This is a genomic window from Nostoc sp. TCL26-01 (genome assembly GCF_013393945.1).
GTDB lineage: Bacteria > Cyanobacteriota > Cyanobacteriia > Cyanobacteriales > Nostocaceae > Trichormus.
The window spans coordinates 5900323-5925958 of sequence record NZ_CP040297.1; the positions used below are offsets into that span (position 1 = coordinate 5900323).

Consider the following 25636-nt stretch of genomic DNA (forward strand, 5'->3'; position numbering starts at 1 on the left):
TAAATAATTAGTATTTTTTCTAACTTGCTACTGCTACTTGTAAAATATAGCCGCAAATCATGTCAATATCCAAAATCGCCTTGTATACTTAGTAAAAACCAAACTAAATTTATATCTTACCCAACCAACAAGCATCTAAATATTTGTATTCATATAAAAGATAGACCAAAATCAAAGTTAGCTCTCAGCCAGAAATTCTATTTAAATTATGAATAACCAACCACTACTATCTATAGTTACGCCGACATTAGGCAAATTTTCTGATTATTGGCTAGAAAATCTTTTAAAAATCACAGGTTCTGTCCAATTCATTTTAGTTTATCCTCCCAACACCAAAATTAGAACTATAGATGACCCCAGAATTACAGTAATAATCAGTCCCTACAAAGGCGAAATGCCACAAAGATTTGTGGGTTTACTCAACGCCCAAGGAAAATATCTTTTAGCCTTAGATGACGATGACTTTGTACATCCACAAGTGACTGACTCAGTAGCTAAATACTTTCACCGATTTCCCGAAAGTTGGGTGCTGAGATTACAAAAACTCAATATCGATATTAACGACGAAAAACGCATCAAACAACCTTGGGAACCAATACCCGACATCGAACAACTAGATATCTGTAAAAAAACACCAGAAAATCCTTATCCCTACCAAAAAGGCAACTTTCAAGGCTTATTAGAAGTTCCCATCGCGCCCTTAAACAAAAACTTTGATTGGCGTTACTTAATCTGGCCTTTCATCAACAGAAAAGACAATGACGGATATCACTTTGAAAACTTCAATAACATCATTTGGCGCACCGACTTAATTCAACAAGCACTCCCCGAACTTTCCCAAGCCACAAAAGTTTTAGGCGCAGTCACTTGGATACCTTCAAGCGGGTTTGATAGACTGTCTGGTTTATTTGTTCAAGCTAACTTTTTCGAGAAAGATGCTATCATCGGTCACTGGATGCCGAAACCAGAACAAATCCGATACATCGACAAAGATCCAGCCTTAAAGCCACCAAGGTTTCATGTCATTTCTGATGCGTTATTAGTCAAGCATTTTCCTCAATATGGTTATTTGTGGAATCTGGTATTTAGTAAATTATATGGTGTGCCGAGAACAGCAGGTAAGTTAATCAAGTTAAAGTTAGTGAAGAAAGCAGTAAGATAATATTTTCCTCTAATAATCGAAAATATGAGTTAGCGAATTTCTGCTATCTTTCTAAGTTTTTGATAGGTTTCTCTTCCAAAACTTTTAATTTTATATTCTCCAGATTTAGTTGATTTGTCTAGATTTTTCCAAGTTAAACCTTGGTTAGATTTTAGCCAATACTTAACAGCTTCTAATGCAGCCGAAATTTGCTTAGAATACATTCCAGCATCTTTTAATTTTTCTTCTATTTCCTCATGAGTTGCTGTTAATAAATTTATTTTTGGTGGTAAAGGGGGATCAATTTTTTGAATAAGTATTTCCAACTTAGATAATAATTGATTTAATTGGTTTTCAATAGTTATGATTTTTTCATCAAAATTAAATTTTTCTTTTGTCTGACTAGTAGCAGATACTAGTTGGTTTAATTTGGTATAAATTGGGGTTATTTTTTGATCAATTAATTTACCAATATCTGTATGTTGGGTTTCATCTATTCCAAAATGACTGTCGCTACTCAGCAACTGCTGCATTTCTTCTTTAGCAGCAGCAGCTTGCTCGTTTGTCATATCAAATACCCAAACCCAGAGTTTCTCAATATCAAGTTCTTTAGCAATTAAACACCAATCAGCACCGTAGACAAGCTCATATTCTTCTTCTTCAGTGTATGCTTCAGTACGGCGTACAATGAGAGGAATTAAATTACTCTTATGTTGATTTAGAGAATCTTCTATTATCTGACGACTTTCTAACGAAATATTTTGTTGTTCAGAATCAGGTATGGCAATTTGAAAAGTATAAACCTGACCATGACTAATTGGTTCAATACCTAAATTTGCTCGAATACGAGAGCGGCGTTCTGAACTATCCATTATTTTTTAAATCTCCATTTGTAATTTGAATTAAATGATTAGCTAAATTTATATACCGTTCTAAAACTTTTTGTGCAGCTTCTTTATCTTGAGATGTTAACCTATCGTCAAATTCACCTTGATACAGTGGATATCCTTTATCTTGACAAACAGAAACAATATTCAGACGCGGAATCCAAGTAGTTTCTGGAAAAAGCTCCACTTTGTTCATTCCACCGCTCTTTTCTAAGATATCAAAAAGTCTTACAACCATAGACTTGTTATAACTGGAAGATTTTTGATCATACATACTAACAGCTATCCCTAAAATAGGTAAAGGTTCATCTGTTAACTGCTCTACCTCATTTGTTCTATCCAATACATATTCCAAAGCTCGAATTGCATACGCTGATAACTGAGTAGGAATCAGGATAGCTGATGATGCCATTAACGATATACTGTTAACTTTACCAAAAGAGGGAGGTGGATCGATAAGTACAAAATCATAATCATGTTTTTTCAGTTTTTTTGCTAATAAACGATCACTATCTACTGTCTGGTTAAGAGTAGTTTCCATTCGACTCAAGCGAATATGTGATGGAACTAAGTCTAATTGAACATCTCCCCAACTTGTTGTAACTATTGTGTCTTCTAACTTAGTTCTAGGTTCAGTCAGTAGATGGGTAATATCTTTTTTTCCTTTCTGCTCAATGTCATCCAATGGATCTATTCCTAGTCCCATTGTCAAGTTAGCTTGAGCATCAATATCAATTAGCAAGACACGCTTACCTAGCTTGTTTAAAGCAGCAGCAAGATTTATAGTAGTAGTTGTTTTTCCTACGCCTCCTTTGTTATTAAATACTGTAATAATCATCGATTTTTTGTCCTTCTTAATATTTGAAAGTTCAACTTTTTCTTCTGTAGTCTGCTGATTTGGTGCAGAATTTGCTTTAGTTTTGTTAAATAAACCCAGCATACCTTCTTGTTTTAATGCTTGCGAAATTGAATTTAAAAACTGTAACCGAATATTTTGTTGAGTTTTATACACAATAGATGTAAAGTTTAAATAAGTTTTTTTAGATAAAACTTTATGAAACAGGCTGTATTTATCAATAAGAGTTGGTTGTGAATACTCTGCTATCGTTGTAATTTTTTCTTCACAATTATAAAGTATACGAAAGTTATAACCATTGGTTAATAGACCAAGAACAGATCCTGTACTCCTCATATAATTATTAATCTGCCAAACACTGTGAGCAATGTTCTTACTAGGTGCTTTTACTTCAATAATTAAATAAGCAGGTATGACTAACTTTGAGTCTGGTTGCCCTACTAAAAAATCAAGTTTGGATTGTAAAACTACTACTTGAGATTGCCAGTCAGCACTAGTATATCCAAGAATACGCAAGAGAGGAATTACCACTTTTTGCTCAACATCAGACTCATTACTACTTAATGTAATTGCTCGAAAAATGTTTTGCAGAGTTGAGATGTAATCAGCATTCATACTACCATAGTAATACATTTAGTTGTATCATTATATCCCAAAATGTTTACTGTGTAGCAAATTTTGCTTTCATTGAAAAAACATTAAGCTCTCTGGAAAATCGTTAGGTAAGGCGTACATATCAAACATTGTAGTGGCGATCGCTGTTTTGTCTTCCAAGCACTTACGATTTAATTGGGGCTTGATTTTGGCATAACTGACCACCCCACCCTTACCAGTAGAACTGGTTTTGACAAGAATCGGATTGAGGTAGATATTTTTCTCTAGAAAATACCCGTAAAGCAATTCTCTAACAAAAGTTTCCTCAGTTTGCCCTTCTACAAAAACATTGACTCGAATCATCGTGCTGGTCTCCCGCCTAGAAGATTCTTCCGCCAAAGCTCACCCAAGCTATAATCTAATAGCCATGCTGACAACTCATCCTGATTCAGCCTGCGTAGGGAGGATGTCCCTTGATTACGGTCTACAACAATCACATCGTTAGCCACAAATTCGTTGAGCAGTTCGACGGACTGAGTAGAAACAATCACTTGTTTAGAGGCAGTACGCATCAGCGCAGCCAGCACTGTAATAGCATAGGGATGAAGTCCTAGTTCTGGCTCATCAACTAGAATAGTTTCTGGCTGGAGGTCTTCAGGTTGTAGAAAAACCGTTGCTAAACACATAAAACGCAGCGTACCATCCGAAAGCAAGTGTGCCTTAAACGGAATATCCTGTCCTCGCTCAAACCATTCCAACTCAATCACTTCCTTGTTTTGAGGAACAGGACGCAGATAAAAGTCCCCAAAGAACGGTGCAACAAGCCGAATGGTTTTGATGATTCTTTGATAGGATGCCGGGTAACTGTCACGCAACAGATAGAGAAAGGATGCAAGGTTGCGGGCATCAGGACGCAGATAAGCATTGTCATTGATACCGTGCAGTTGTTTTATGTAAGCACTGTCACTCGTATCATGAAAATGATAAACTCGCCATTGCTGCATGGCTGACAAAACATACTGATTAATTTGGGTTTCTGTGCCAGTGAAAGCTTTTGTCTCAAAATGACCTCTACCTAGTTCATGTTCACCACTCATGTTCCACCAAAAGGATTCTCTAGCGAACATCAAGCGATTATCTTTGGTTGCTTCCAAGGTGGCGAAGTACCCATTATCACCGAAGTATAGCTGAAACTCTAATTGCTCCGTTGTTTTCCTGCCAAAATGCAATAAGGCATCAGGACTGCCTTGGCGACTGACAAAAACTTGTAGGTTCTGCTCCAGCAACTGCCCAACCATGCGGAAGAAGCCGATAAAATTGGATTTTCCTGCCCCATTAGCGCCAATCAAAATATTCAGTCTGGAGAATTCCAAGTCACACGAGGCAATTGACTTGAAGCCTTTTAAGACTATTCTCGACAATTGTTTGTTACTGTTCATCCCCGTCATAGAACAGTCTCCCAATAAACAGGATTTTTAGCTGCTAGTTTCATTTTATTTTGTATATGAGTATATTTAATTTTGTTCAGCCATTTAACGCAGACAAGTTGGTAATTAGATCACAATAGATATGTAGCCTGTTGTTTATCCAACCTTGAATCAACCTAACTCCGTGGGAAATTTGCAAGAAACTCATTTAAACCGCGCCCGTGCCAGTCTTAGACAAGCACTGTCTTGGTATGGATATCTTCGCAAGTCAGGACATTTATCATCTAACCCAGAATTGGCTGGTTTTGTGAAGCCAGAATTGGAAATATTAAACGCCACACTCAGCAAGCTAGACTCTAATGTGATTAGAATTGCCGTTTTTGGGTTAGTGAGTCGGGGTAAGTCGGCGGTGTTGAATGCCTTGCTGGGGAGTAAGATTTTGCAGACTGGCCCCCTTAATGGTGTGACGCAATGGCCGCGTTCTGTGCGCTGGCAACCGGGTGACAAGGTGATAGTAGAATTAATTGATACACCTGGGCTGGATGAGATTCAGGGAGAGTCACGGGCAAAAATGGCGCGGGATGTGGTGCAGCAGGCTGATTTGATTTTGTTTGTAGTATCTGGTGATATTACCCGGACTGAATACCAAACACTGTTAGAATTAAGACATGCGCAAAAACCATTGATTTTGGTATTTAATAAGATTGATTTATACCCGGATACAGACAGGGGAGCAATTTATCAAAATCTACAACAACTAGGTGCGGGGAATCCCCAAGCCAAGCCTTTGTTACCAGATGAAATTGTCATGGTGGCGGCGGAACCTGCACCGATGGAAGTCAGGGTGGAATGGCCTGATGGGAGGGTGAGTTACGAATGGGAAACACCACCGCCACAGGTACATGAACTTAGACAGACTATTTTAAACATTCTCAACCGAGAAGGCCGATCGCTCTTAGCTTTAAATGCCCTAATTCAAGCACGGGATGCCGAAGCAGCGATCGCTCAAAAAACTATTGACATCCGCCAACAAGAAGCGGAAGATATCATCTGGCAATTTACTAAGTACAAAGCCCTGGCTGTGGGGTTAAATCCTGTGGCTTTTTTAGATATCATCGGGGGAACCTTTGCTGATTTAGCGCTGATACGTTCCTTAGCACGGTTGTATGGCTTGCCCATGACTAGCTTTGAAGCTGGGAAAGTTTTTAAAACCATTTTATTCAGTTCTGGTGGCTTATTACTGGGAGAATTGGCTAGTGGTTTGCTCTTTGGTTTAGGTAAGAGTACTGCGGCCTTAACCAGTGGGGATAATCCTACCAATATTACTGCCTTTGCGGGGAGTGCGATCGCTCAAGCCGGAATCGCTGGTTATGGAGCCTATGCTGTGGGGAAAGCTGCCCAAATATATCTAGAAAAAGGCTGCACTTGGGGACAATTAGGTGCTAGTACTGTCATTCAAGAAATCCTTTCACAAGTAGATAAAAATACAATTCTGTATCGGTTGCAACAAGAATTAGGTATGAAATATTGAGAATAAATAAAAATTATTTCCCTGATTGATAAATTGTCAACTTCTATCAAATTCCCCTGATAATTGCCCCCAAATTTGATTTTTAGAGGCAATATAAAAGGAATGGCAGGAATTTGCTCATAGTCAGACTACTACAGCATTTTTACCTGTGGTCATTAGATATGAAAAGACGAGAATTCCCAAGCAGATTTGCTCAAAATATGGCGGTTTTTACCACCACACTTTCTTGGGAAGCTTATCTAAACTAGAAATTGTCAGTTCTTAAGAGCATAAGAGCTTACAGAGAATGTTAATCTCACTAACAAAAGGTGATCAAGCTCATGACAATGACCTTTGATGTAGCTTCAGCTAATGCCAACTCTAATCAAAACGGAGCTACCAATTTAGAAACAGCTATCTTAACAGCTATTACCGAAGCACGTAACACTTGTGAACAAACAGGTGATGGTTCGGCTAATTGTGCTGTAGCCTGGGATATCGTTGAAGAATTACAAGCAGAAAAATCTCACCAACTACAAGCCAAAAAACATAAAAATTCTCTAGAAAACTTCTGTGACCGACATCCAGAAGCGCTAGAATGTCTGATCTACGACGTTTAAGATTGAGCAAAATTAGCGATCGCTGATTGGGTGATTTGTTGAATTGCTGTTAAATCTGGTGGTGGTATTTCATTTTGGGTTCCTAACCACAACAGATATTCAATATTTCCCGCCGGGCCTGTAATGGGTGACCAAGTTAAACCCTGGTATTTCCAGCCCAATGCTTCAGCTACTTGCAAAACCTGAAAAATAGCATCAGCTTGGTCGTCAGGATTACGTACAACCCCTTTTTTACCCACACGGGCTTTTCCCACCTCAAACTGTGGCTTGACTAGCAACACCGCCTCACGGGGCAATTGAGTCAGTCGCCAGACAGCCGGGAGAATCTTCGTTAAGGAAATAAACGATACATCCACCACCGCTAAATCCGGAAGAGGATCGTCCTCACCGTATAAATCCTCAGCTTGGAGTTGCCGTAAATTGGTACGTTCTCGCAACTTCACCTGGGGATTATTTCGTAAACCCCAATCGGTTTGTCCATAACCGACATCAACGCCATAAACCAGTTTAGCGCCGGCTTGCAGCAAACAATCAGTAAAGCCGCCTGTAGAAATCCCACCATCTAAACAAACCCGGTCAGTTACAGGAATAGCGAATAATTCCAAAGCTTTGGCGAGTTTCTCACCACCACGGGAAACAAACCGCGATCGCTCTTTAATCTTAATCTCAGCCGCCGCATCAACTTCTGTCCCCGGCTTATCAATCACCTGTTGATTTACCATCACTTCCCCCGCCTGAATTAACCTCTGTGCCAAGGTGCGAGAATTACATAAATCCAACTCTACTAATAATGTATCGAGTCGTTGCTTAACCAATTAACTTGACTCTCCCGATAATATTAAACTGATGATATTCATCTTTGAGCGATCGCCAGATAACTAAATTGCCTTCTATTTTAAGGATAAATGAATAGTAAAAATCAACCCTACCGATAACTTTTATGACTCAAACACAAGGCGAACTAAAGCTACTTACTTTCGATGAATTTATCGCATGGTATCCAGAAAACTCAGAAGTGCGTTACGAATTACATGATGGGGTGATTGTTGAGATGCCTAAGCCCAAAGGGGAGCATTCTAATTTGGCTGGTTTTTTGATTGAAGAATTACTCATCGCCATTAGAGAGATGGGTAAGCGTGGTATCTGGACTATACCTAAAGAGTCTATTATTAAACCATACCGTGAGAGGTCAGGGTACGAACCGGACATTATTGTTTTAAATCAAGAAACTATTAATACTGAGACACGCTGGAAAAAAGAATCAGTTATCCATAATGCTAGTTCGGTCAAACTAATAGTTGAAGTAGTTTCAACCAACTGGCAAGATGATTACTACGATAAGCTGCGTGACTATGAAGCTATGGGTATACCTGAATATTGGATTGTGGAGGACACTGCGTTGGACGGGTTTCCCGGCTTGAAGCAAGTGTCCGTTGATTATGCAGCCTTGGGTGGACGTGTATTTATTGGTAGTCCCAAAGTTCCCACTATTTTCGTCTGTGAATTGATTGATGGTGAATATCAAATGACACCCTTTAGAGAAACAAACCTAATAGTGTCTCCTACTTTTCCACAGTTGAATCTAACCGTACAACAAATTCTTGACTCGGTAATTTAATCTGATTAGGGATCTTGTTGACGCTAGCCATTGGTGCATTATGATAAAGCCAGCAGCGATAAGCTCTCATCTTCATAAAATAATTTGATTGCGTTAAAATCTCGACGCAGCAAATTTTCAACTTGCAATGTTGAACAGTTTCCCAGGCGAAGCCAAATAACTTTTGGTGGATTTCCAAAGACTAAGCTTAGGTCGTGCATATCTGCATCTTTTGAGACAATCATCAAATTATTGTTTTTTGCATAATCCCAAACTATTGGATCTATTGCTGCTTTCATACCCACACCTCGAACATGAAGCGAATTGGGGAAAAGATCGCTCAAACGGTTCGGCAACTTGGGCGACAAGTTTTCATCAAAAAGTAATTTCATGGGGATAGTGGAGCAGTCATAAACCGACGCTCACGGTCAGCAGCATAAGCAATGCAGGCTTTTAAATCTTCTCTTGTCAGGTCGGGAAAATCGTCGAGAATCTCTGCTTCGGTCATATCGGAAGCTAGGTATTCCAGCACTTCATAAACTGTAATTCGCAAGCTGCGTACACAAGGTTTACCACCGCGTTTATTTGGTTCGATCGTGATGTAGTTTCGGTAGTTCATAGTTGAAATTATCGTACTTGTGTCCTCGACACAATACTAGCGCGATCGCCCCTCACCATAGTTTAAATGGAACAACAACTCACGGGGATTGCGTGTCCATCAGTCACAATACCTGAAATTACTTAACTACACGCTCCATGACACCACCAAAAGATGCAGCAACGTTATATCCGATTTTGATACCAAATAGTCGCGCGTTTGGGTGTTTCTCGCTCAAATAGTCAGCAGCGCGTAAGCCATTTTCATCAACTTGATAGTCACCTGTCTCAATGTCAATGATGACCATCTTGCCAATATTCTCTTCTACCTCCACTTCCTGACGGATTCTACTTTCATATAGTTGCTTTGCATGTCGGGCAACCTCTTCACGGCTTAACAGAATTGCTTGCATAATTTGACTCCCGATCGCTACGCCATTTCTGTGTACCCCTTCATAGTATCTTACGAACAAACGACAAATTATGGGTGAAGTGCGTTAGCGGAGCTTACCGTAGGTATCGCATTACCTCTCACCTGAAAATCACAACTCAAAGATCACCTCTCGCTACGTCTCCATCGAAAGATTGAGGGTGATTGACCAGACTGCATAAGTATCTTAATAGAGGTAAAGTTTTTATACTCTCTCTTTGCCAAACATTATGTTGACGGTTTTAATATCCTCCTTGGTGTTGACGTTTCACAACGTTACGGTGCGAGTGTTGTTTTCTGAACATCTCTTACTGGGGTTATTTTTAGTTGGTGGATACGTAAAACCGGATTTGCCAAATTCGTTTTTGTTGATGTTTCTGCGGATGCTGTTAGTGGTTCCACTTATGGCATCTCTGGCATTTAAACTATATCCATCTGCCCTGCAAGAGTTACGAGAGTTGTTCAGCCGTCAACGCTGGGATGTGATGTGCCAAGCTTTTGGCTGTGGGATATTGATGTTTTTATATATTGCTTCACTCTACATTGCCATTGGCTTAATTCCTACAGGCATTGCTTTAACTCTCTTTTTCACCTATCCTGTATTCACAGCGTTGCTAGCTTGGAGATTTTTTGGCGATCGCCCGACACTTTTCCGTTGGTTAGTGATGGGTATTATTCTCCTGGGTGGTGTCTTAACAGTTCCCCCATCTTCTGATGCCTATAGCAGCAATGACATTACAATAGGTATCCTCGCCAGTGTTGGTTCTGGGATTATTTACGCCTTTTATAATGTCATCGCCCAAAAATGTCTAGAAAAATTCCATCCAATTCCCTTCACATGGATTAGTTTTGCTTCTACTCTGCTGCTTTCTGGTGTGAGTTTACTATTCTTTTCACCGCCTAGTAGTCAACTTGACTGGACACCCATATGGATTGGCAGTATATTTTCTGGGTTAGTCAGTTTTATCGGACATACACTAAACAATCAAGGAATTCGCTTGATTGGTGCAACTAAAGCCTCTATCATCGGTTCTAGCAGTCCAGCATTAACAGCATTAGTGGCCTGGGCAACAATTAGCGAAACTTTAAACCTGATTCAGAGTGTGGGGATTGGTGTTGTCACTTTGGGAATTGCTTTGTTGAGTGGAGAGGGATTTTGGCGTAAGCGTCGCTCATTGTAGATCACTTTAACAAATTCAGGGTATAAAGTTGTTACTCACTGACACCTTTATACTCTTTGTCAAAACCTCTCTTTTCTCTGTTACTGCGTAAGTTCGATTCTGTATGCTTTATTCTGCTATTTTTTTTGATTTAGATGGCACTTTAACAGATCCTCAGCCAGGGATCACTCGCTGTTTTCAGTATGCCCTTTCAGAACTCGGTTACAGCCCACCTGATGCAGATGAATTGCATTGGTGCATTGGCCCCCCTATTCAAGATAGCTTTTCGCAGTTATTGAAAACTGGTGATGATGCAGTGCTACAACAAGCTATTTCACTTTATCGGAGTCGCTTTGCCACGATAGGATTATTTGAAAACTCGCTGTATTGCCAAATTCCCGAAACTCTCAAAACCCTGCGCTTGGCTGGCTATCAAACTTTTGTAGCGACATCAAAACCATATATTTATGCCACCCGCATTATTGAACATTTTGGCTTATCGTCACTGTTTGATGGTATTTATGGTAGTGAACTCGATGGCAGACGGAGTTTGAAAGGTGAGTTGATTCAGCATATTTTAGTCAAAGAAAATTTCTCACCGTCTGATGTAGTTATGGTAGGCGATCGCCAACATGATATCATTGGGGCCAAGCAAAATCAGGTAACTGCAATTGGTGTTACCTATGGTTATGGAACGCAAGCAGAATTACAAGCCCACGGTGCTGATTTGCTTGCTCATTCTCCAGATGAAATTGCCAAATTATTGGTTCATAGCTAAGAACAATGAATTTCACCACTGGAAAAAATAAGGAATCAGAAGATCCAGAAGCGATCGCTTCTATTCCTCCACTAGTCAAAAAAGCCGAATCCTTAGCAGCACAAATAGATTTTACCCAATCTTCTCTGCCAGAAGTCGGTCTTCTTTTACGTGTTCTCACAAGTCACATCACACAGGGACGAATTGGTGAAATTGGTAGTGGCTGTGGTGTCGGTGCTGCTTGGATTGTCAGTAGCTTACATCCTGATAGTCAATTCATTACTGTAGAAATTGATTCCCATCTAGCCACAAATGTTCAACAATTATTTATAAATAGATCCAATGTTACTGTACTTCAAGGTGACTGGCATGACTTACTCACTTATGCCCCCTTTGATTTGTTATTTGCTGATGGTGGAAGAGCAAAAATTGTTGAACCGGAAATATTAATTACTGCCCTCAAGCCTGGAGGTTTTATTTTGTTGGATGATCTCACACCCGAAGAATATTGGCCTCCAGAATGGCAAGGAAGGAGTGATCCCATCAGAGAATTTTGGTTGAAAGATACTCGCATTATAGCTACTGAAATTCGTGTCACAGCAAAAAGTGCAGTAATTTTAGCAACGCGCATTCAATAAATTTTTCTTTCTGTACTTTCCTCCGCGTAGCCTTCAACAAGCCGCGAAGTGTCTACCTCTGCCTTTAAAATGATTAACTCTGTACCTCATTTACTTAGGAATTGCTATAAACCCAATTGTTGAATATTTTTATCTAGCAGTCTTTTAGTATCTAATACTTGGGAAAAGTAGAATATCTACTATTTCGCCAACTGTTAGCCCTAAAACTGCTAAGACTGTTAAAATCCTAAAAGAATCTAGTTTTTTAAACCCAGAGAAACGTAGCTCTAAATCAGCTAATAAAGTAGTTGCTACAGGAATAACAAATAAACTAAATAACAATGACCAAATGGCAACTAAACCAATAGATGCACTCAAGGCTAAAACAACAATTAAGGTGCGAGAACCAAAAGAAAGTAACCGCTCTAACCAAGCAAAACTTCTCCGCACTACAACCATTGCCATAGTAGCGATAAAAGCTCCCACTAACCAAATAATGTGATGCGCGGCCAGATACCATCCTAAAAGAGCATAGGCTAGCCAGAGTAATATTAAAGACATTACAGGGATTTTATGAAAATATTCTATATTCATATTCCTAAACTTAAATAATAATCATGGATGCAGTATATTAATCTGTTAACAAAGACACGATTATACAGAGAAAAGGCTTTGCAAAAATTATTATTAATTTAAATTAATTATAGATAAATAGCTCACATACTATGTATCCATATGATACCCTATTTTTATTGATGAAGTCGATTATGTTAGCGTTTATTCAAGTTGCAATAGCTCAATAGTTGACTTGAGCCAATCAATATAAATCTGTTCACGGCGCATAATTAATTCCTGTATTAGTTGATAGACTAGTTGCTCACGATCTGCTAGGGTTTCATTAAATGGAGAGAGCTTGATAGTTTGACAATCATTAACTTTTTCATAGTGAGCAGCTAATTGTTTTTCCAGCAAATTAACGATCGCCTCATTGGGTAACTGCGTCGCAAAAAATAATTGTACAAGCAAAGGTTCGCGGATGGTAGGTAAGGATTGGGAGCATTGCAGCCAGCGCAACAACTCAGCGTTTCCGGCTGCTGTAAGACTGTAGACTTTACGGTTCGGGCGATCTTGTTGAATTTCTACATTACAGGTAATCCAATCTTGCTCCAGTAGCTTTTCTAAAGTTTTGTAAATATGTGCTTGATCTGCTGGCCAAAGGTGAGCCAGACATTTGTCAAAACAACTCGTTTTCAGATCATAACCTGTCATGTTTTGCTTTTGCAGGAAACCAAGAATTGCGTGTGCTAGAGACATAGACGGTTTTCCGAAAATAAAGTAGTGAAAACTATATTTGATAACTCCTATATTGATTATGCTAATATATGAATATTCTTATATAGAAAAGACACAACAAAGCACAGGTCATCAAACTCACGTTCTTAACAAAAAAGCCCTGACGATGGTTGTCATGATCTAAATGAAAAATTATTCAAGTTATTAAAGAATATCGTCACGGGAGGACAATTTCCATTGACTTCTAACATACTCTTACAAAGGATACATCAACATCAATATCTAAGTAATTTACGTAACAAGTTACTAAGACTCCACAAGGTTTTACTAGATGCAGAACGCATTACTTATGAACAAGTTCGTGGTAGAGTTTCCAGTGGAGAATTTTTGCAACTTGTGATTGGTCATGAGCAATTTGCTTGGTTACATTGTATTTCTGAATTAGTGGTGCAAATTGATGAAATACTCGCAGCCGATGAACCTTTATCGATAGATAGCGTTAAAGCTTTAACTGCTCATATCCGCACCTTACTTTCACCATCAGAGGAGGGTAACACCTTTGCGAGAAAATACTATACTGCTCTCCAGGATGAACCTAGTGTGGTGCTAGCTCATGCAGATGTGTCACAGTTGCTAGCAGTTAAATAATAGGGGATAGGTGATAGGTAATAGGTGATAGGTGATAGGAAAACTCTGTTGTTTTCCTCCTTTATCTATTTTCTTAACATTAGCTAAATTAAAGCACCGCTAGATATCTGGCGGTGCTTTGCTTTTGTTACAGATTTATAGTCAGTTAATACTAGGAAAAATTAGGAATTTTCATGCTCTTGGTGATGATTTGTTTGTATGTCAGTTTCTAATAGCCTGGACATAAATACATCTGGTTTTCTGCTCACAACAGACACAACTTTATCAATCCCAACTACTTCACTGATTTTGACAATCATTTCCCACAAAGTATCTTCTTCGGTATCTTTGTTGTGAGTTCTGTGTTTAAACCATAACAAATCATCCCACACCCCAATAATCGTGGCGTAATACCATTTATCTCTTATAAGTATCCAGATTTCTTGCTCTAGGTAGGTTTGTAGAATAGATTTCACAGTTAATGCAGTAGTAAAAAACGATGTGGTAAATACTATGTGGGTGTAGAGTACAAACACAATCGTGTGAATACGGAATAAATCAAAGCTTTTGACAACATTGGTACTGAAGAAAATTTTCTATCAATCAACACAGAGTATAAATAGTTGCCCATTATCGCAAAGCGATCGCCTCCACTCATTTTCACTCATCTGGTTAAATGTAGTCCGAAATACATTTTTTCGGGCATAATGCAGATATATTGCAAAAACATCCATCTTTAGATTGAACACACATCTATCTCTAGGTATAAATATTGCAGCAAGGATGAGATACTGGCTCGCCAAATTAGCAATCTGCACATTATTGCTCTACAATCTGCTGTTGGGAACGAATTATGCCACAGCAGAACCATTCGCTGATATCCAGCAATTAAATCTATTTTCCAGAGAAACGTATCTACAAGAAGATTTTGGGCGATTTCGGCAGCTAGTTCCAGATACAACTAAACTAGAGGGACTATTCACACTTTATCGTCAAGAAAACTCTGGCGAAATTTACTTAGCAATTAAGCCAGAACAGCTCAACAAAAACTATCTAGCTACAGTGACACTAGAATCAGGTGTAGGCGAAGGGGGAATTTATAGCGGATTACCTCTGGCTGACTACCTATTTTATTTCCAGCGAGTCAACCATAATTTACACTTTGTTGTACGGAATGTGAAATTCCGCACAGCAGATAATGAACCAGAAAAGCGATCGCTTGCTCGTTCCTTTAGCGATTCAGTTCTGTATTCATTAGCTATAGACAGCATTGATCCCTATAGCAAAAATATTTTAGTTAACCTCAATTCTCTGTTATTACAGGATTTTCCAGGCTTAACTGCTTTATTAAAATACTCTCTCCAAGCTGACTACCGCTTAGAAAAAAACACATCCTATTTTGACAGAGTTAACAGCTTACCAGAAAACTTAGAGATTGAAGCAATTTATGGTTTCTCTGCCTTAGAAGGAGCAGATTTAGTAACTTTACCTGACAGCAGAGCGCTGAATCTTAAAGTACATTATAGTTTCTCACAATTACCAGAAAATAACGGCTATATCCCCAGACTCGCTGATGATCGAGTGGGATACTTTATCACTGCTTTCCAAGATTTCTCAAACCAGCAAACTCAAGAACCATTTGTCCGTTATATTAATCGTTGGCATCTAGAACCCACTGATCCTAGCGCACCTTTATCTCCCCCCAAACAACCGATTGTGTTTTGGATTGAGAATGCTGTACCACCTTCCTACCGTCAAGCAATTCGTGAAGGTGTGCTGATGTGGAATCAAGCATTTGCTCAAGCCGGATTTGTCGATGCGATTGAAGTTAAGCAAATGCCAGATGATGCTGACTGGCAACCAGCTGATATCCGTTACAATACAATTCGTTGGTTTAATTCTCTGGATGCAGGTTTTGCTAAAGGCTTGATGCGCGTCAACCCACTCACCGGTGAAATCTTAGATGCAGATATTATCATCGATGCCAATATGGTGCGATCAGTTCAGCAAGAATATCGCGTATTGATAGGTGAGTCAACAGTCAATAGTCAATGGTCAATAGTCAATGGTCAACAGTCAAGAGTTAAGAGATTGGGAAACCGCAACCTTCTGCCAAACTCTCAATGTATGGATGAAAACTCACCTTTAACTTCCCAAAGGGAGACAGAAGTTTGTTACAGCCACGATGCTTCCGAACAAGCCGCTATGGGGGCCTTGGCTTTGTCGCTGTTGCACAACACTAAACCCAGTAGTGCTGACATGACAAAGTATGTACACGAATATTTGCGTTATCTAGTAGCTCATGAAGTCGGGCATACTCTTGGCTTACGCCACAACTTTCACGGCAGTACCATGTTAGCACCGGAGGAATTGAATAATACGGAAGTTACCCACACTAAGGGTTTAGTGGCTTCGGTGATGGACTACCTACCAGTGAATATAGCCCCCCAAGGAGTAGAACAAGGGGACTATTTTCCGCAAGTAATCGGCCCTTACGACGAATGGGCGATCGCCTATGGTTACAAGAATAGCCCACAAATAGCAGAAAAAAGTTTTTTAGAAAACATTGCTTTAGCATCGCCGCAACCAGAATTATCTTATGCCACAGATGAAGATATTTGGGATATCAATCCTCTGGCTAATGTTTGGGATATGAGTAGCGATGTTCTAGTTTATTCCCAATGGCAAATGGATAACGCGCGGATGATGTGGCAACGTCTAGATGACCATGATTTACCAACTGGGGAAAGTTATAGTCATCTGCGTGTCTTATTTAATCGAGTCCTAAAATATTATTTTCGTAACGCTAGTTTACTGGCTCAATATATCGGTGGACAATCGTTTCGTCGTCTCCATGCTGGTGATGAGGGTTCCTGGGCATTTGTACCTGTTCCCCTGGCTAAACAACGTCTAGTATTGACAAAAATACAAGAATATGTATTTGCTGAAGATGCTTTTAATTTTTCACCACAATTATTGCATCAGCTAGCGCCATCACGTTGGCAACATTGGGGTAGTCCTATTCTCAATCACCGTCTTGATTATCCCATCCACGAGAGTATTTTAAGCTGGCAAACTACCATATTGCGATCGCTCTTAAATAGCGACAGGCTGCATCGTTTGCAAGATATCGAATTTAAAACCACGCCAGGAGAAGCATTTTCCACAGCAGAACTGTTTGACACCATACAACAAGGTATTTGGACAGAAGTTTTTACCCAAGAGAAATCCCAGTCAATTTCCAGTATCCGCCGTTCATTACAACGGGAACATTTAGATATTTTGTTAGAGATGGTGTTGCATAATGTGGATGCACCTGAAGATGGGCAAACCCTAGCTTGGTATGAATTGCGCCAACTACAAAACGCCATTGATAGCCAGTTACAAAAATTTGCCACAGAACTAGATATTTACACACTAGCTCATTTAGAATTTTCTGGCGATCGCATCACCAAAGCCTTAAACGCCACATTATTCTCTCAATAATCCAACTCCCGCCGCCCTTCCAAAGCTCTAGCTAATGTTACCTCATCAGCGTATTCTAAATCCCCACCCACAGGTAAACCAAAAGCAATTCGAGTCACCTTCGTAAATGGTTTGAGTAATTGACCTATATATAAAGTTGTCGTCTCACCCTCCACACTGGGACTAATCGCCAAAATCACCTCTTGCGGTTTTTGCTGACTCACTCGTCGCACCAACGCCTGAATAGTCAACTGTTCCGGGCCGATACCGTCTATGGGAGAAATCACCCCACCTAAAACATGATACTTACCTTTGTACTCGCGGGTTTTTTCCAAGGCAATCACATCACGAGAGTCAGCCACCACACAGATAGTGCTGTTATCTCGATTAACATTGCGACAAATTTCACACACAGGTTCAGCCGACAAGTGAAAACAGACAGAACATAAACCTATCTGTTTTTTAGCTTCAATTAAAGCTTGTGCCAAAGCTTCGATTTCAGATTCTGGGCGCTTTAAAATGTGCAAAGCCAGCCGTTGAGCAGATTTAGGGCCAATTCCCGGTAGGCGTTGCAGTTGTTCAATTAACCGTGCTAAAGGGCGTGCGTAAACCGTAGTCTTGTCTCCAATTGTTACTTAACTATGATGACATTTGTTCACTGTATCTCATCGTCATTTGAGCTTCCTGCCTATACCTCAATACAGAATAATTTAAGCGCCAGACTAAGATTTTACTTAGCTGGCGCTTAAATCATGCTTAATTTTGTTAACCTTGGGGTCTTTAAAATTAGTTTGACCCCTTTTAAATTAATGTGCTTATAATCAAGGTCTTTATATTGGCTGACCTCGTTTGAACATTTACAAGTTTCTCAGAGAATTTTGGGATCTCGTAATTTCCTAATATTTTTTTTATATTTTTTCTCTTTATATTTCAGAATGTATCAAAATATATATTAAATCCAGAAATAAAAATATAAGTAAACTAATTTTCAAGTATTTTTACTTAACATGAACTCTGCTGCTTCGATTACTGTCGTTGCCGACGTTGTTCCCAGCGCCAGAGAAAAATCATTAAAGCTACTATCCCCACTTGCAAAGCTAAATTTGGTAAAGCTGTGTCCACATCTCGTCCAGCAAGTACTTGAAAAAAGAACACAAAACCGCCAATCGAGCCAGAAGCAGCTATCCCAAGATAAACAAATTGCCGCAAGCCACGATAAGGGGTTGCCACTTCCGCTTTGAGACGAGCATATTGTTCTGAGTTAAGGCGGGTTTTGGGGTTCGGTTTTACCATAAATAAGAAATTATGCTATGATTCTCTATCGTGTGTGCCGATGTGGCTCAGTGGTAGAGCAGCTGATTCGTAATCAGCAGGCCGTGGGTTCAAATCCCATCATCGGCTTGGCTTTCATAAAATCATATCCTTGTCTTGACTAAATCTTGACTAATTAAATCATAAACCTAACAGTTGCGGCTGCTCCTCAACTAGCTTTTGAAACTTCCGCAATTCATCCCAAGTGCGAGTACTAGTGTCTAATTCCTTGCCTTGGTTGTGCTGGTTATTATGCCGGCTGACTTTTCTCATCTCAATGTAAAGCGCGATCGCCCAAAATCCAGTTATCATGCAAAAACCCAGTTCATAAAGCATCTTAATGAAGCGAGACTCAATATTTTATAAACTATTTCAACAATCCCCTAGTTTACTATTTGAACTATTGACAAATCCGCCAGATAATGCGAATCAATACAAATTCGATTCAGTTGCTGTCAAAGAACCGAAGTTTGAAATTGATGGCGTATTTCTCCCACCAGAAACCGAAAGTCCGGGTGTGGTGTATTTCTGTGAGGTACAGTTCCAGAGGGATGAAAAGCTGTATGAGAGAGTATTTGCCGAATCATCATTATATTTCTATCGCAACCGCGATAGATTTAGCGATTGGCAAGCAGTGATCATTTATCCGTCACGTAGCATCGAATAAAGTGATATTCATCCCCACCGTAACCAACTCAATGGAGATCAAGTACATCGAGTGTATCTGAACGAATTGGGGGATATTCGCGTTTTACCAGTGTGGGTAGGAGTGATGGTGTTGACTACATTAGATGAAGAACTTGCACCACTAGAAGCCAGATATTTACTAGAGCGTTCTGCTGTGGAACAGCCAGAAACTACGAGTCGCGCGATAATTGAGTTAGTAACCACGATTATGGTGTATAAGTTTGAGCAATTAAGTCGCACAGAGGTAGAATTGATGCTAGGAATTACACTCAAAGAAACAAGAGTTTACAGAGAAATTAGAGAAGAAGGAGAACAAATAGGAAGGGAAGCAGAGGGGCGATCGCTGATTCTGCGTCAACTAACCCGACGTGTGGGAGAATTACCTCAAGATGTGCGTCAACAGGTGGAAACTCTCTCCCTCGAACAATTAGAAAATCTAGGCGAAGCACTGTTAGATTTTACCAGTATGGCTGATTTACTCTCTTGGCTAGAAGCATGATAGCAACCCCACAGCGATCGCCTACAATTAAATCAAATTGTTTTTTTAAGATTGTATCTGCATCTAGGTGCTTCTCTCTCCATCAGGCTAAAAGACTAAACTAGTCAGGAGGTTGAACTTCTATCACTCCTCGAAACATATTCATACCGCAGTTGAAGGTATAAGTACCTGGTTTATCGGATGTGAACTCAATGGGTGTGACTTCGTTGAGTGGGAGGTTTTCGGAGATATGGAAATCAGGTAGGCGTATTTCTTCAAGACAATTACTAGGATCACGGCGTAGGAAATTAAGTCGGACTCTTTGACCTGCATTAACTGTAATTCGACTAGGTTCGTAGCCTCCATCTACTGTAATATCAATTTCTTGAATACCATCATGGGTTTCGGCTTTTTGGGACTTTGATTTACTGAGGAGAAACCACCAAATCTCTAATCCGATTAACCCCAAGCCAGCTGTTGTAACTGCACCTTTTATCCACAATGGTTGCTGAATGTGACGGAACTGGGTTGTCTTTGCTCGTTCGTTCGCTGTCATTTGATGATTCATCTGTGCAACTACTGGATCTAAGGCAACACTGAATGCCAATCCCAAGCCTGCTATACTGCTAAAAATTACTTTACTCAACATTTGCTAGCTCCTTATCCTACTGATTTAGCTTGGAATTTACGCAGACGTAGGGCATTTGTCACAACAGAAACCGAACTAAATGCCATTGCTGCACCTGCAATGATAGGGTTAAGCAACCAGCCGAAGATAGGGAACAGAATACCCGCAGCGATGGGAATGCCAGCAACGTTGTAGATAAAGGCGAAGAATAGGTTTTGACGAATGTTACGAATTGTGGCGCGGCTGAGTTGAATGGCAGTAACTATGCTTTGCAAATCACCGGAGATGAGTGTGATGTCACTAGCTGCGATCGCTACATCTGTACCAGTGCCAATTGCCATTCCCACATCGGCTTGAGCTAAGGCTGGTGCATCATTGATACCATCACCAACCATTGCCACAATCTTGCCTTCTGATTGTAGTGCCTGCACTGTAGCGGCTTTTTGGTCGGGGCGGACTTCTGCCAAAACACGCTTGATGCCGACTTCACGGGCGATAGTTTCGGCGGTGCGGCGATTATCTCCGGTAAGCATCACCACCTCTAAACCCAGTTTTTGCAAAGCGCGAATTGCTTGTATGGAGGTAGGTTTGATGGCATCAGCAATCCCCATTAATCCCTGAATTTGTCCGTCAACCGCAATCCAAATTGCAGTTTTCCCCAGATATTCCCAACGCTCTTTATCCTGTTGCAAAGCTTGGGTGTCAATCCCTAACTCTGACATCCAGCGTTGTGTACCAATTTGCACGAGAGCATCAGAAACTATACCCTGTACACCACTGCCTGCTACTGCTTCAAACTCCTTAACATCTGCTAAAGTCACCTCTTGAGATTGGGCGTATCTGACAACCGCTTCTGCCAATGGATGTTCAGAATTGCGTTCCACAGATGCTGCAAGTTGCACCAACCTGATTTCGTTACCATTAGCAGTACCGTTGACGGTGACAAAATCGGTGACTGTTGGTTTACCCTGAGTGATGGTTCCAGTTTTGTCCAGTACTATTGTTTGAATTTTGTGCGCTAGTTCCAAGCTTTCAGCACCTTTAATCAAAATGCCATTTTCTGCACCTTTACCCGTTCCTACCATTACAGATGTCGGTGTGGCTAAACCCAGCGCACAAGGACAGGCGATAATTAGTACCCCAACAGTCGTGATCAGCGCTATAGTCACGTTGCCTGTAAAATTAAACCAAATAATGAAAGTGAAAAGAGCGATCGCAATTACCGCAGGCACAAACCATCCAGTTACTTGGTCTGCTAATCTCTGAATTGGGGCTTTAGAACCCTGTGCTTGCTGTACTAATTGAACAATCTGCGCCAGCACAGTATCACTGCCGACTCGTGTTGCCCGAAACTTGAAACTCCCAGTTTTGTTAATGGTAGCTCCAATCACTTCATCGCCTGGTTGCTTTTTGACAGGCACGCTTTCCCCTGTCACCATCCCTTCATCAATTGTGGATGTCCCGTCAACTACTTCGCCATCAACAGGAATTTTCTCACCAGGACGAACCAGTATCACATCACCAATTTGTACTTCTTCGATTGGCACATCTACTTCTTGTCCATTGCGAATCAAACGCGCTGTTTTAGCTTGTAACCCAATTAGCTTACGGATAGCTTCTGAGGTTTGTCCTTTAGCGCGATTTTCAAATAATCTTCCTAGCAGAATCAGGGTAATAACGACAGCAGCAGTTTCATAATATACATCTGGTGTTAACCCCTGATTGATAAAAAAGCTGGGGAATAAGGTAGGAAACAGCGAATAAAGATATGCTGCACTTGTACCCAAAGCGATTAGGGTATCCATTGTAGCAGCATGACGTTTTAAAGCTTTCCATCCATTAATGTAGAAAGAGTAACCACACCAGAACTGTACTGGGGTAGTAAGTATCAACTGTACCCAAGGATTATGCAGCCATACTGAGATAAAGGGTAAGTGCAACCCTGTCATCATAGGCAATGAACCTATAACTAACACAGTGCTAATGATGCCTCCTACTGCCACCTTGCGCATTAAATCGCGGGATTCTCTGAAGCGATGTCTTTTCTCGGCATCATCTTCTCCCGCCATCAGGTTTTGTTTTTCGAGTAGGTAGGCAGAGTAACCTGCTGCATCTACCGCCTTTTGAATAGCTGCTAAATCAGTTCTTCTAGGGTCATATTTAACTGTTGCCTGTTCTGCTCCAAAATTCACAATACATTCATCAACACCGGGAACAGAATTAATTGCGTCTTCGATGCTGCTGGCACAAGCGGCACAACTCATGCCGCGCAGTTTGAGTGTGGTATTCTGCATCTGACTACTCCAGTTAATAAATGGCGCTAACTAACATCTAACTGATTTCATCTTGAATCCTCCAGTTCACTAGAGAGTCAAGAGGCCATGCTGAAGAATTTTTTAAGCACATATTAAATGCAGCGATAAGGGTGCTTATACCAATTCAAAATATAGGCTTTATTTTGCCAAAAAGCACATCAAATAATATTTGCACACTCTTTTATAGCTATATTCTAACTTCCTTTTCTTGCTAAAAAGCTTGGATGAACTGATCATATTAGATAGGAATTTATACCATGCGATTTAAGTTAGGAGAAACTGAAAAATCTGTTTTTTTAGTTTTTCACAAAATAGTATTTTATTAATTCTAAACTAAATTCCTATTAGATGAATTATTTAATGAAAATGAATGTCAATTTAAGGTCATTCTCAAGAATGATGTACTGATTAGTAAATTTTGGGAAATATGGCAGCAACGTCACAAAATATGGGGCAAGGATTATATGCGATCGCCAGAACATCAAACAAGACAAGCAGTAAATAAAATTTCATCCTTAATGATGAATGTATTCAAAACCACAAATTCATTTAATCATGAGAATCCATCTTTAGTTAGATGGAAGCATTAGTAATTAATTTGTTTATTAATGTTAGGCAAATGAATTGCGTCATACTACCTAAGAATGTAAGTCCAATCATCAATCATTTTTTATTCTAATAATCGAAGCTGGCGATTATTAGCATTAACCTGCATTTGAAGACTGAAAGTATGTTGATTCAATTGCAAACAATTGCTAGCTCATGAAAACTAGCAATTTGGATTAGCTGTTCACAACGATGTTGTAGTTGCCTTTGGCACTCCAGAAAAACAAATCTTAATTGAGCTGGTATTTGCTCAGTTCAACAAAAACTCTACATACCTCATGGGTTGGTTTCGTGATTACCTCTGGGCTAACTCCGCTCAGTTAATTAACGGTTATAACCCCTACGGTACAAATAATTTGTCTGTCTGGGCTTGGATGTTCCTCTTTTGACTTTAGCTATTGTCCCCCTTGATACCGTTAGGTGACAGGGGGATTTCTTTCGGAAATTTTTTATATACCAGAGATATACGGTATTCACTAGCTTAGAAACATTAACTTTTGGTTATAGTTGATACAGGAGTTTAATGCTATTATGGAAACATTTTTATGGATAAAACCATGATTACACACAGATTAACGTCTCGGATAAAAGCTGAAAATGCTCCTATAGAGGTAATTTTAAGTTTTTTTGAATTTTAATAAGGACAAAATAAAACTCCTTTGACACAATAGTACAGAAACTAAGAGGTATCTAATAACCTGATCTCTCTGTACAGATAATAGCCGATTGATCTGACATAAAAATTACCCAGTCAATTACGTAAAACACTATGAACATCAACAACCCTCTGGAGACAATACAAACAAGTTTCCATACCGCTTTAGGCGCTGTGAGCGAATTTACCAGTCTACTGCAAGCACCCCAAAAACTCACAAATTACCTCACCCAAATCCAGCAACAACCAGAGCAATGGTTCCAAGACTTAGCGGGAAAAGGGAAAAGTATGGAACAAGATATGACTAGTTTTTGCAAAAATTACTTTTGTGGAGGTAGCAAGCCATCAACATACCCTAAATATATAGAACGAGCAGATGGACAGGCGTTTAATCAACCCTACGAAATTAAAGGAACTAAAATGTATGGCTTTGTCGTTGAAGGTTCAATGGCGAAGTTGCAAGAGATATGTGATAAATATCTCAACGATCCCAATAACGGCGAGATTGAATATCGTCCAGCAACCAACTATCTTATCCTGACGTTCAATAAGATAGATTCTTTAAGTTCTATCTATCCCCCCGACTATGACAAAGGAACCGTATTTGAAGAAGAAGCTATCTTTTGGATGTTAACAGTAGTGGGTAGAAAAGTCGGGCCTTTCTTCATTGCCGATCGCCTAGCCTGGTTTATGCCATACTTATATGTCAATAATTCTCCCATCCTCGTTTCTGGTAGAGAAGTCTACGGTTTCTTTAAACAACTTGGCACATTTAAGATTCCCGATTTAGATCAACAACCAGATTTATTAACCGTAGACACCTTAGTATTTAAAGAATTTTCCCCTACGAGCAAATCTCTAGATGCTCGTCTGTTGGAAGTTCAACGCCTCAGTACAGGAGAGCAACACCCAGATATCAAAACATGGGACACATTTGAACAAGCCGCAAAAGCGATCGCTAGCTTATTATTTGACAATGATGAAATTACCATCCCTGGCTTACAATTACCCCTCAACCTCCTCGAATATCTCTTAGGAAGAATCGTTCCCCTCGTTACTCTCAAACAAATCCGCGACGTAGAAAACAGTAAAAAGGCCTGTTATCAAGCACTGATTGAATCCCCCATGCAGCTACAAACCTTCTATGGTGGTAAACTCTTTGGCTTCAACAATTTTGGCGATCAATTTCAACTCAAAATCAATAATTTCGCTAGTCAACCCATCGTCCAAGATTTAGGACTAGGTCAAGGTTATGCCCCAGGTAGCGAATCAGTCAATATCCCCGTCAAACTCGGTTTTGTCCTAAATTTCGATTTCACACTCAAAGATGGGAAAACTGTATGGGAAGCAAAGGGGAAGTAGTCAATAGTCAATAGTC

The 25636-nt window shown here is 39.9% G+C and carries 26 protein-coding genes, 1 tRNA gene and 2 pseudogenes; 13 read left to right on the forward strand and 16 right to left on the reverse strand.

Translation table 11 applies throughout. The annotated features are described in order from the left end of the window. The first annotated feature begins 208 nt into the window (after window positions 1-208). A complete protein-coding gene (locus FD725_RS25430; protein ID WP_179050715.1) occupies window positions 209-1162 on the forward strand; it encodes a glycosyltransferase family A protein in 954 nt (317 codons plus the stop codon). A 29-nt stretch (window positions 1163-1191) separates the two neighbouring features. On the opposite strand, the gene FD725_RS25435 is transcribed toward FD725_RS25430, so the two are convergent. The 4 genes from FD725_RS25435 to FD725_RS25450 all read right to left on the reverse strand — a co-directional run bounded on the left by FD725_RS25435 (window position 1192) and on the right by FD725_RS25450 (window position 4926). Then, window positions 1192-2013 (reverse strand): hypothetical protein, encoded by an 822-nt coding sequence (locus FD725_RS25435; protein WP_179050716.1) that lies wholly within the window; start codon window positions 2011-2013, stop codon window positions 1192-1194. Continuing rightward, entirely contained in the window at window positions 2006-3499 is a 1494-nt protein-coding gene (locus FD725_RS25440; protein ID WP_256871754.1) for an AAA family ATPase, read from the reverse strand. The genes FD725_RS25435 and FD725_RS25440 overlap by 8 nt, the downstream gene beginning before the upstream one ends. Window positions 3500-3568: 69 nt before the next feature. Then, entirely contained in the window at window positions 3569-3841 is a 273-nt protein-coding gene (locus tag FD725_RS25445; protein WP_256871756.1) for a DUF4276 family protein, read from the reverse strand. After that, window positions 3838-4926 (reverse strand): AAA family ATPase, encoded by a 1089-nt coding sequence (locus FD725_RS25450; protein ID WP_179050718.1) that lies wholly within the window; start codon window positions 4924-4926, stop codon window positions 3838-3840. Before FD725_RS25450 ends, FD725_RS25445 begins: the two co-directional genes overlap by 4 nt. A gap of 163 nt (window positions 4927-5089) precedes the next feature. On the opposite strand from FD725_RS25450, the gene FD725_RS25455 reads away from it, so the two are divergent. Together FD725_RS25455 and FD725_RS25460 are read left to right on the forward strand one after the other, a co-directional pair. Continuing rightward, a complete protein-coding gene (locus tag FD725_RS25455) occupies window positions 5090-6436 on the forward strand; it encodes a GTP-binding protein (RefSeq protein WP_179051691.1) in 1347 nt (448 codons plus the stop codon). A gap of 320 nt (window positions 6437-6756) precedes the next feature. After that, window positions 6757-7035, forward strand: a complete 279-nt coding sequence (locus FD725_RS25460) for a Calvin cycle protein CP12 (protein WP_179050719.1) — start codon at window positions 6757-6759, stop codon at window positions 7033-7035. Here the strand turns inward: FD725_RS25460 and FD725_RS25465 are convergent. Continuing rightward, entirely contained in the window at window positions 7032-7850 is an 819-nt protein-coding gene (locus FD725_RS25465; RefSeq protein WP_179050720.1) for a TlyA family RNA methyltransferase, read from the reverse strand. The two genes, FD725_RS25460 and FD725_RS25465, sit on opposite strands and share 4 nt — an antisense overlap. Window positions 7851-7975: 125 nt before the next feature. Here FD725_RS25465 and FD725_RS25470 point away from each other — a divergent pair, with 125 nt between their 5' ends. Next, window positions 7976-8653: a Uma2 family endonuclease gene (locus tag FD725_RS25470; protein ID WP_179050721.1), complete on the forward strand. Its 678-nt coding sequence runs from the start codon at window positions 7976-7978 to the stop codon at window positions 8651-8653. 38 nt (window positions 8654-8691) lie between these two features. Here the strand turns inward: FD725_RS25470 and FD725_RS25475 are convergent, their stop codons facing one another. The 3 genes from FD725_RS25475 to FD725_RS25485 all read right to left on the reverse strand — a co-directional run bounded on the left by FD725_RS25475 (window position 8692) and on the right by FD725_RS25485 (window position 9642). Further along, window positions 8692-9024 carry a DUF5615 family PIN-like protein gene (locus FD725_RS25475; protein WP_179050722.1) on the reverse strand — a complete coding sequence of 111 codons (333 nt, stop codon included), beginning with the start codon at window positions 9022-9024 and terminating at the stop codon, window positions 8692-8694. Then, window positions 9021-9251 (reverse strand): DUF433 domain-containing protein, encoded by a 231-nt coding sequence (locus tag FD725_RS25480; protein ID WP_179050723.1) that lies wholly within the window; start codon window positions 9249-9251, stop codon window positions 9021-9023. Before FD725_RS25480 ends, FD725_RS25475 begins: the two co-directional genes overlap by 4 nt. Window positions 9252-9369: 118 nt before the next feature. Next, window positions 9370-9642, reverse strand: coding sequence for a hypothetical protein (locus tag FD725_RS25485; protein WP_179050724.1), 273 nt, complete (start codon window positions 9640-9642; stop codon window positions 9370-9372). 247 nt (window positions 9643-9889) lie between these two features. Between FD725_RS25485 and FD725_RS25490 the strand changes: the two genes are divergently transcribed. The 3 genes from FD725_RS25490 (at window position 9890) to FD725_RS25500 (ending at window position 12214) form a co-directional block, all read left to right on the forward strand. Beyond that, window positions 9890-10840, forward strand: coding sequence for a DMT family transporter (locus tag FD725_RS25490; protein WP_179050725.1), 951 nt, complete (start codon window positions 9890-9892; stop codon window positions 10838-10840). Window positions 10841-10943: 103 nt separating this feature from the next. Next, the gene (locus FD725_RS25495) at window positions 10944-11597 is read left to right on the forward strand and encodes an HAD family hydrolase (protein WP_179050726.1); all 654 of its coding nucleotides are present in this window, start codon (window positions 10944-10946) and stop codon (window positions 11595-11597) included. A 5-nt stretch (window positions 11598-11602) separates the two neighbouring features. Continuing rightward, window positions 11603-12214, forward strand: coding sequence for an O-methyltransferase (locus FD725_RS25500; RefSeq protein WP_179050727.1), 612 nt, complete (start codon window positions 11603-11605; stop codon window positions 12212-12214). Window positions 12215-12358: 144 nt separating this feature from the next. Here FD725_RS25500 and FD725_RS25505 read toward each other — a convergent pair whose 3' ends face one another. Both FD725_RS25505 and FD725_RS25510 read right to left on the reverse strand, forming a co-directional pair. Continuing rightward, a complete protein-coding gene (locus FD725_RS25505) occupies window positions 12359-12787 on the reverse strand; it encodes a hypothetical protein (protein WP_179050728.1) in 429 nt (142 codons plus the stop codon). A 183-nt stretch (window positions 12788-12970) separates the two neighbouring features. Beyond that, window positions 12971-13507, reverse strand: coding sequence for a PadR family transcriptional regulator (locus tag FD725_RS25510; protein ID WP_179050729.1), 537 nt, complete (start codon window positions 13505-13507; stop codon window positions 12971-12973). A gap of 216 nt (window positions 13508-13723) precedes the next feature. Between FD725_RS25510 and FD725_RS25515 the strand changes: the two genes are divergently transcribed. Then, on the forward strand, window positions 13724-14134 hold the full coding sequence (locus tag FD725_RS25515; protein ID WP_179050730.1) for a hypothetical protein: 411 nt from the start codon (window positions 13724-13726) through the stop codon (window positions 14132-14134). A 161-nt stretch (window positions 14135-14295) separates the two neighbouring features. Here FD725_RS25515 and FD725_RS25520 read toward each other — a convergent pair whose 3' ends face one another. Further along, on the reverse strand, window positions 14296-14589 hold the full coding sequence (locus FD725_RS25520) for a hypothetical protein (RefSeq protein ID WP_179050731.1): 294 nt from the start codon (window positions 14587-14589) through the stop codon (window positions 14296-14298). Between the two features lie 307 nt (window positions 14590-14896). Here FD725_RS25520 and FD725_RS25525 point away from each other — a divergent pair, with 307 nt between their 5' ends. Then, window positions 14897-17599 (forward strand): zinc-dependent metalloprotease, encoded by a 2703-nt coding sequence (locus FD725_RS25525; RefSeq protein WP_179050732.1) that lies wholly within the window; start codon window positions 14897-14899, stop codon window positions 17597-17599. On the opposite strand, the gene recR is transcribed toward FD725_RS25525, so the two are convergent. Together recR and FD725_RS25535 are read right to left on the reverse strand one after the other, a co-directional pair. Further along, on the reverse strand, window positions 17593-18153 hold the full coding sequence (gene recR, locus FD725_RS25530; RefSeq protein WP_256871976.1) for a recombination mediator RecR: 561 nt from the start codon (window positions 18151-18153) through the stop codon (window positions 17593-17595). The two genes, FD725_RS25525 and recR, sit on opposite strands and share 7 nt — an antisense overlap. Window positions 18154-18604: 451 nt before the next feature. After that, window positions 18605-18871, reverse strand: coding sequence for a DUF3493 domain-containing protein (locus FD725_RS25535; RefSeq protein WP_179050733.1), 267 nt, complete (start codon window positions 18869-18871; stop codon window positions 18605-18607). Between the two features lie 36 nt (window positions 18872-18907). Here FD725_RS25535 and FD725_RS25540 point away from each other — a divergent pair. Further along, window positions 18908-18979, forward strand: a tRNA-Thr gene (locus FD725_RS25540). A gap of 51 nt (window positions 18980-19030) precedes the next feature. Here FD725_RS25540 and FD725_RS25545 read toward each other — a convergent pair. Beyond that, window positions 19031-19201 carry a hypothetical protein gene (locus FD725_RS25545; RefSeq protein ID WP_179050734.1) on the reverse strand — a complete coding sequence of 57 codons (171 nt, stop codon included), beginning with the start codon at window positions 19199-19201 and terminating at the stop codon, window positions 19031-19033. A 28-nt stretch (window positions 19202-19229) separates the two neighbouring features. Between FD725_RS25545 and FD725_RS25550 the strand changes: the two are divergent. Next, window positions 19230-20075 (forward strand): annotated as a pseudogene (locus FD725_RS25550) (Rpn family recombination-promoting nuclease/putative transposase). A gap of 100 nt (window positions 20076-20175) precedes the next feature. On the opposite strand, the gene FD725_RS25555 reads toward FD725_RS25550, so the two are convergent. Together FD725_RS25555 and FD725_RS25560 are read right to left on the reverse strand one after the other, a co-directional pair. Then, on the reverse strand, window positions 20176-20703 hold the full coding sequence (locus tag FD725_RS25555; RefSeq protein ID WP_179050735.1) for a cupredoxin domain-containing protein: 528 nt from the start codon (window positions 20701-20703) through the stop codon (window positions 20176-20178). A gap of 11 nt (window positions 20704-20714) precedes the next feature. After that, window positions 20715-22976: a heavy metal translocating P-type ATPase gene (locus FD725_RS25560; protein ID WP_179050736.1), complete on the reverse strand. Its 2262-nt coding sequence runs from the start codon at window positions 22974-22976 to the stop codon at window positions 20715-20717. Between the two features lie 875 nt (window positions 22977-23851). On the opposite strand from FD725_RS25560, the pseudogene FD725_RS25565 reads away from it, so the two are divergent. Further along, window positions 23852-23989, forward strand: a pseudogene (locus FD725_RS25565) (hypothetical protein); the annotation flags it as partial. A gap of 383 nt (window positions 23990-24372) precedes the next feature. Further along, window positions 24373-25620 carry a hypothetical protein gene (locus FD725_RS25570; RefSeq protein ID WP_179050737.1) on the forward strand — a complete coding sequence of 416 codons (1248 nt, stop codon included), beginning with the start codon at window positions 24373-24375 and terminating at the stop codon, window positions 25618-25620. Window positions 25621-25636 lie beyond the last annotated feature (16 nt).